Annotated in this window: 1 protein-coding gene and 1 pseudogene; both read left to right on the forward strand. The window is 62.5% G+C overall.

The genetic code is table 11. The features are described 5' to 3' along the window. The coding region (locus tag DVK07_RS19465; RefSeq protein WP_121598509.1) for a hypothetical protein at positions 1 to 558 on the forward strand (558 nt) is incomplete at its 5' end. A 53-nt stretch (positions 559 to 611) separates the two neighbouring features. Continuing rightward, positions 612 to 1,062, forward strand: a pseudogene (locus DVK07_RS19470) (hypothetical protein); the annotation flags it as partial.

Genomic DNA, 1,062 nt, shown 5'->3' on the forward strand with positions numbered 1-1,062 from the left:
GATCGGTTCGATCGCGGAACGAACGTGCTGATCCAGTCAGAGTCGCGGTCGGAGCGGACACGAGACGGCTGTCACGAGCTGCTGTTCGGGCACAGAAGCGACCTCGAACCGTACGTGCTGCTCGTCCGCTACCAGCCGATGGACAGCGAGCGCCTGGAGGACATCGCGTCGAAGGGGCACCAGATTCACCTGATTTCCGTCGGGTACGCGCAGTCGGTTCCCCCCACAGCCGACGGAACGGTAGAGGCCACGCAGATCAACAACCCGAACGACATCACCCGGCTCGGGATCATCGTCTCGAGGATCACGCAGGAGTGGTCGACCGACGACCGCGAGATCCGCGTCTGCTATGACTCGCTGAACGTCCTGCTGAACTACAGAGACGTCAAAAACGTGTTCCGGTTCCTCCACGTGTTTCTCAGTACGTTCACCAAGACAGACGCAGTCGCGCACTTTCACGTCGACCCCCTCGAAGGCGATCCGCAGGCGATCAATACGCTCAAACCCCTGTTCGACGAGGTCGTTTCGATGGACTCGACCGGAACGTACGTGGAATAGATGAGCTTGGAAAGAACAGAGACACCGCGGAAAGCGTCGGTTGAGACACCTCCGTGAGCGACATCGATCAATCACTCCGGATCCGCGCGGTCCTCGAAAAGTGGTCCGGCGTCCTCCTCGCCGTACTCCTCATCCTCGCCGCGGTCGGCGGGTGGTGGAGCTATCAGGTCCACGCGACGCAGGACATCGAGCGCGAGGAGGTCGTCGTCGAGCAGTGGAGCGAGTCGACGGCGTACGAACACAGCGCGGTGATCACGAACGACTCCCTCGTGTTCGAGGAGGGGCAACGCGTCCGAGACCGACCGGTATACTACGTGAACCTCACCAGGGAGCTCGACGTGACGTACGCGTACGAACACACGGCCGAGACCGGGTCGGTGAACGTCACCACCGACGTCCGGCTCCAGTACCGCGGCGTCGAGGGGGACACGGTGCTGTGGCAGTACGCCGAGCCGCTGGCGAGCGGCCGGGACACCGGGGTTACGAACGAGGCAAATCACACCG

Origin of the sequence: Halorubrum sp. Atlit-26R, assembly GCF_003666015.1 — an archaeon.
Classification (GTDB): Archaea; Halobacteriota; Halobacteria; order Halobacteriales; family Haloferacaceae; genus Halorubrum.